Here is a 5511-nt window from a genome sequence, read left to right as displayed (position 1 = left end):
GGCGCAGCGCTACGCCCGGGGCGAGATCGGCGCGTCGCCGCGGGCCCGGGTGCGCGGGCCGGGCGGGCAATGGCTGGTGCTGCACGCGTCCCCGCTGGTCGGCGCCGCCGGGCCCAGCGGCCAGGTGGTGGTCACCATCGAAGAGGCGCGTCCGCCTGAGATCGTGCCGCTGGTGGTGGCGGCGTTCGGCCTCACCCCGCGCGAGCGCGACATCACCCGGCTGGTGCTGCAGGGGTTGGACACCAAGGAGATCGCCGCCCAACTGTTCCTGTCGACCTACACCGTGCAGGACCACCTGAAGGCGGTCTTCGAGAAGGCCGGGGTGCGCAGCCGGCGGGAGCTGATCGCCCGGGTCTACTTCGACCAGTACGTGCCCCGGCTGGGTGCGGCGCTCGGGCCCAGCGGCTGGTTCGTCGAACCGACCCGGTAGGGGTGCTCAGCCGGACGCCGGTGTGGACGACCAGCCGGCCAGGTGCAGCCGGTCGAAGGCGTCCAGCAGCAGTTCGAGGGTGAACTCGAACTCGTACTGCCGGTCGCAGCCGGCGCCACCGGTGCGCTCCAGCGAGTCCAGGGTGATCGCCACGATGTGCGGGAAGCGCTCCCGGATCAGGTGTTCGGAGGCGGCACGCTCCAGCGGGCTGGGGGCCGTGACGCTGTCGTCGAAGGCCTCCGGACTGAACCCCCAGATGCGGTGGCCGAGCGCGTGCATCGCATGGTGGGTGAGGTCGGCGGACAGGCCGCCGGCGAGGAACTCTCCGGCGATCGCGTCCATATGGGCCAGCACGGCCGGCGTTCGCTGCCGGCTGGTCTCGATCGCGGTGCGCAGCCAGGGGTGGACGGCGAGGGCGTCGCGCGCGGCCAGAATGCGGAACCGCACCGAGTCGCGCCAGCTCAGCCGCTTGCCGGGTCGTGGATAGCCGGCGACCACGGCGTCGATCATGCCGGACAGCAGGGCTTGCTTGCCGGCGACGTGCTTGTACAGCGCCATCGGCACCACCCCGAGCTCGGCGGCCAGCACCCGCATGCTCACCGTGTCGAGCCCGCCGTCGTCGGCCAGTGCGACCGCCGTGGTCAGCACCCGTTCTCGATCGAGAGAAGGCCGATCTGCCCGCGACGTTGACATGTGTACAGCGTACACCTAGCCTGAGTGTACGCCGTACACCAGGAGGTTCGAGTGACTACCGAGAGACGATTGACCTTGTCGGCAGGGATTCTCTATCTGCTGACCTTCGTGACCTCGATGCCTGCCCTGGCGCTCAAGCAGCCCTATCTGGACGGTCTTCTCGGCGCCGACCCGGGCGCCGTGCGCTGGGCTGCGGCGCTGGAGATCGTCCTGGCGGCCTGCTGTGTGGGCACGGCGATCGCGCTGTACCCGGTGGTCCGGCGCCACCGCGAGGCGCTGGCGCTCGGCTTCGTCGCCTCCCGCACCGTGGAGGCGGCGGTGATCCTGCTCGGCGTCACCAGCATGCTGGCGGTGCTGAGCGTGGGTCGTTCGGACGTCGCGGCCGGTGCCCTGGTGGGGCTGCACGACTGGGCGTTCCTGCTCGGTCCCGGGCTGCTGCCGGCGGTCAACGCGGCGCTGTTGGGCAGCCTGCTGCTCGGTGCGCGGCTACTGCCGCGCGCGATCCCGACGGTCGGGCTGATCGGTGCGCCGCTGTTGGTGCTGAGCGCCATGGGCACCCTGCTGGGCTGGTTCGATCAGGTGTCGGTGTGGGGATTGGTCGGCGCCCTGCCGATCGCCGTGTGGGAACTCGCCCTGGGCTTGTGGCTGACCGCCCGCGGGCTGCGAACCGTCACCCCGGACGCGGTGGGCGGCGTCCCCTACTCCGACTCGGGGGTGGCGGCCAGATAGACCCAGCGTCCGCCGCGACGGACGAAGGCGGAGCGTTCGACCAGCGAGCCGCGGCGTCCGCGGTGGCTCCAGTGCGCGACGAACCCGACGATGCCCATCAGGTCGTCCTCGGCCCCGTCGGTGCGCTCGACGATCTCCAGCCCGTCCCAGCGCCGGTCGTCCAACTCCAGCGACTCCGGACGGGTGCGCGGATGCCAGGTGCGCAGCAGGTAGTCGGCGTCGTTCCGCGCGAAGGCGGTGTAGCGCGACCGCATCAGTGCCTCGGCGGTGGCCGGCCAGGCCTCCCGACGCAGGAACGGGGCACAGCAGTCGGCGTAGCGTCCGCCGCCGCAGGGGCAGTCGGCGGTGCCGGGCAGATCGGTCATCGCGACCATGGTGCCATGCCGCGCCGGTCGTAGGCTGGCGTCAGCAACCGGAGGGAGGGTGCGGGTGAACACCGAACCGGTCATCGAATCGGCCTGGGATGCTCCCGGATCGGTGTACGACCGGCGCGCGGTGGCCTACGACGCGATGGTCGGCTCTACAACCGGTTGGCCTGGGCCACCGATCCTGCCGACTACGCGACGTTCGCGCGCCGCGCACCCGGCCGGAGACTCGCTTCGTGCAGGCGGACGCCTTTGCGCTGCCGTTCGAGCCGGGCTGCTTCGAGACTGTGGTCTGCCTGGGATTCCTACACCTGGTCGGCAGTAGGTCGGCTTCGTGGAGGGGCTGCGGGTGCAACTCCGGCCGGGCGGCACGGTTCCATGGCCTGCCTGGAGCTGGACGCCTGATCGAGCATCTGTCAGCAGGGCCGGGTCCTCAGGGGGTTCTCATGACGGTGACGGGGTCGAGTCTGGCCGCGAATGCGGCGGGGGCAAGGGCGACGAGGGCCGCGGTCAGCACGGCGAGGGTTCCGACCGCGATGGTGAACGCGATGGGTGTCGCGATACCGATGGTCAGGTTGTAGAGGACCCCGGCTGTGCAGCCGAGGATCGCACCGATTGTGGCGGTGATCGCGGCACGTCCGGTGACCAGGGTGATGAGGTCGGGTCGGGTGATGCCGAGGGTGCGGCGACGTCCGAGATCGCGACGATGTACCAGAACATCGGTCAACACGACGGTGGCGACGAACAGTCCGCCGATGGCGAGAATGAGGAGTAGCAGCGTCCGGCCAGCGTCGGCCAGTTGATTGTTCAGATCTCGGGCGGTTTCGGCCAGGGTGGCCGGCGATTCGACGTAGACGCCCTGCTGATCGGACGGTGCCAGCACCGCCAGCACGGCGGAGACCGTCGGCCGCGTGGTGGTGATGCTGTTGATCAGCGCTCGTAGTTCACGCCCCGGCTGGTCTGGGGTGGCGGCCATAAGAGCCCCCGCCGCTAGATCGGCGTTGGAATCGGTGGGGGTGAACGAACCGACGATGGGGTACTGGGTGAGGCCGTCGGCAGTTTCCAGGTAGCCGACTGGTTCCGCCAGGTTGAGCGTGGAGAGCAGCGCGGAGGAAACCAGCACTTCACCGGGCTGTGGCAGCCTTCCACGGACGGTTGCCACCACGTCAGCAATGTCGCCGAGGACAGGCCATACCGGTATCCGAACCCCACCCGGACCGACCGCGCCGTTGACCACGTCGAACGGCGCCCCCAGGGCGTTGGCCTGCTCGATGGTCGACATGCCTTGGATGGTGCCGAGCGTCCTTGTGTTGATGAAGCCCAGACTCTTGGCGTCGACCACGGTGAGTTTGCGGGCGCCGGCTTGCTCCAGCCTGTGGGCGACTTCGGCCACAGCGGCGGCCGAGCGGCCGATGGTGGCGAGCGAGGTGAAGCACATGGCCGCGACCACCACCACGATCAGCAGCGAAGGTACTTTTGCGGCCCAGGTCATACTGAGCGCTTCACGAACCTGAGTCCCCAACCTCACAGCTGCACCACCTCATCGACCTGCTCCAGGACGAACGGGTCGTGACTGGCAATGATCACTGTGCTTGCATCGAGCCGGGCAGTCCCGGTCAGAGCATCGAGGACCAGGGCCGCATTGTCCCGGTCGAGGTTCCCCGTCGGCTCATCGGCGAGTATGACGTCTGGGGAGTTGATCAGCGCGCGACAGACGGCCAGACGCTGGGCCTGACCACCGGATACCTGCCCGGGGCGGTGCTCAGCGCGCTCGGCCAGTCCAAATCGTCTCAGCAATTCCTGTGCCCGCGGTAGTTGCTCCGATCGCCGCCCACCGGCGTACAAGGCGGGTTCGACCACCGAATCGATCACCTTGCGGGTCGGGTCCAGCTCGGAATCCTGGAACACGAACCCGATCCGCCTGGATCGGATGAATGCGCGTTCGGAGTCACTGACGTGAGAAACAGGGCGGCCGTCGAGGACCACCGAACCAGTAGTCGGGGTGAGTAGCAGGCCCAGCACATACAGCAACGTCGACTTTCCACGCCCTGACGGACCGGTGACCGCGGTCACCGCACCCGGGGTGAACTCGTGGGTCAACCCCCCGAACAGCTCTTCACCCCCCTTGCGGTAGGCGAACGACACGTCGGTGAGGCTCATCATCGCTGTATCCTCAGCGGCCAGGGCTCGGCTGCGCCGGCGGCGCCATCGACTGGGTGCCAGCGGCCAGTACCTGGACATGCTCGCCGACCGTGACTCCCTTGACTACCGCGACACCGTCCTGGGAACCCAGCACCGTGAGCGTCCGCGATGTGCGCGTACCGTCAGCGCTCACAACAGTGACCTGGGTCGATCCGTCGGGATTGGTGAGCAGTGCCGCCACGGGGACGGCCGGTCCGGTCGCGGGCGGTACGACCTGGACTTGAGACATGACAAAGATGTCCTCACCTGCGATGTCCAGATCGCAGCTCTTGCCGCAAACAGGCCCACCGGAGGGGCTGGACAATAGCAGCCGCGTGTCGCCGCTCTCGGTGGTGGTCGAACTGTTGACGACCGCCGTCCACTTCTTGCCGCGGAACTCCATAGATACCGTCGCATCCCGTGGAACCAGCCTGGCCTGGTCGCTGGAAATCACGAGGGCGAAGGACGGTTTCCCTGCGGTGAACGCCACCTTCTCGCCGCCCGAGAAGATCGTACCCAACCGCAGCACTTTCGCGTCCAGCAGCACGGTGCTCGGTAGCCGGGGGACGGCTATCAGTTCCCCGAGTTCGACAGTGCCGGATTGTTGAAGGCCGAGCTTCTTCTGCCAGGCACGGACGGCCCGGTCGGTCGCCGAGTCGAAGTGCTGCCCCTTCGTGCTCAAGTACTTCATCTCGACCAGGGCGTTGCGCAGCTGGGCAACGTCGGTGCCGCGCATGCCGTAGCTCAAAGCTCGATAGAACGGCTGGGAACCCTGCACGACCCGCACCGGCACTGCAGCAACCCGATACAGCACGTCCCCGACCTTCTTTGAGCCGGACTTGCCGACCGAGGTCACCACGCCGACCAACGAGTTCACCGCGAGGGCAGACTTCCCTTGAGACACCGTCACGTTCAGGTCCAGCACTTTGCCGACAGTCTGTTCCTTGACCTCCACCACGACAGACTCCGCCGGGGCGTCACTCACAGTCGCGGCTGGCTGCATGGTCACCCTGCCCGCCCAGAAAGCAGCCGTGACACACCCAACCACCAAGATCGCTGCAACCACCCAGCGACCTACCCGCGAGCGCTGCAACCTCGCGACCGGTGTCTCCT

The 5511-nt window shown here is 68.2% G+C and carries 7 protein-coding genes; 2 read left to right on the top strand and 5 right to left on the bottom strand.

Annotation, left to right across the window (positions count from 1 at the left end; all coding sequences use genetic code 11):
- Positions 1 to 430: response regulator transcription factor (locus QM582_RS04805; protein WP_415082232.1), on the top strand; the 430-nt coding region annotated here is incomplete at its 5' end.
- 6 nt (positions 431 to 436) lie between these two features.
- Here the strand turns inward: QM582_RS04805 and QM582_RS04800 are convergent.
- Positions 437 to 1123, bottom strand: a complete 687-nt coding sequence (locus QM582_RS04800) for a TetR/AcrR family transcriptional regulator (RefSeq protein WP_415082231.1) — start codon at positions 1121 to 1123, stop codon at positions 437 to 439.
- Between the two features lie 51 nt (positions 1124 to 1174).
- Here QM582_RS04800 and QM582_RS04795 point away from each other — a divergent pair, with 51 nt between their 5' ends.
- Entirely contained in the window at positions 1175 to 1852 is a 678-nt protein-coding gene (locus tag QM582_RS04795) for a DUF4386 domain-containing protein (protein WP_415082229.1), read from the top strand.
- On the opposite strand, the gene QM582_RS04790 is transcribed toward QM582_RS04795, so the two are convergent.
- From QM582_RS04790 to QM582_RS04775, 4 genes are all read right to left on the bottom strand, one after another.
- Positions 1822 to 2217, bottom strand: coding sequence for a YchJ family protein (locus QM582_RS04790; RefSeq protein WP_415082227.1), 396 nt, complete (start codon positions 2215 to 2217; stop codon positions 1822 to 1824). The genes QM582_RS04795 and QM582_RS04790 overlap by 31 nt on opposite strands.
- A 433-nt stretch (positions 2218 to 2650) precedes the next feature.
- A complete protein-coding gene (locus tag QM582_RS04785; RefSeq protein ID WP_415082225.1) occupies positions 2651 to 3709 on the bottom strand; it encodes an FtsX-like permease family protein in 1059 nt (352 codons plus the stop codon).
- Between the two features lie 32 nt (positions 3710 to 3741).
- Positions 3742 to 4380 carry an ABC transporter ATP-binding protein gene (locus QM582_RS04780; RefSeq protein WP_415082224.1) on the bottom strand — a complete coding sequence of 213 codons (639 nt, stop codon included), beginning with the start codon at positions 4378 to 4380 and terminating at the stop codon, positions 3742 to 3744.
- Between the two features lie 10 nt (positions 4381 to 4390).
- Positions 4391 to 5353 (bottom strand): peptidoglycan-binding protein, encoded by a 963-nt coding sequence (locus tag QM582_RS04775; RefSeq protein WP_415082222.1) that lies wholly within the window; start codon positions 5351 to 5353, stop codon positions 4391 to 4393.
- Between the last annotated feature and the right edge of the window lie 158 nt (positions 5354 to 5511).

Source organism: Micropruina sp. (assembly GCF_047607385.1).
Lineage (GTDB): Bacteria > Actinomycetota > Actinomycetes > Propionibacteriales > Propionibacteriaceae > Micropruina.
Note: the sequence above shows the minus strand (reverse complement) of the source record. Positions and strands in the feature narration are given on the sequence as shown.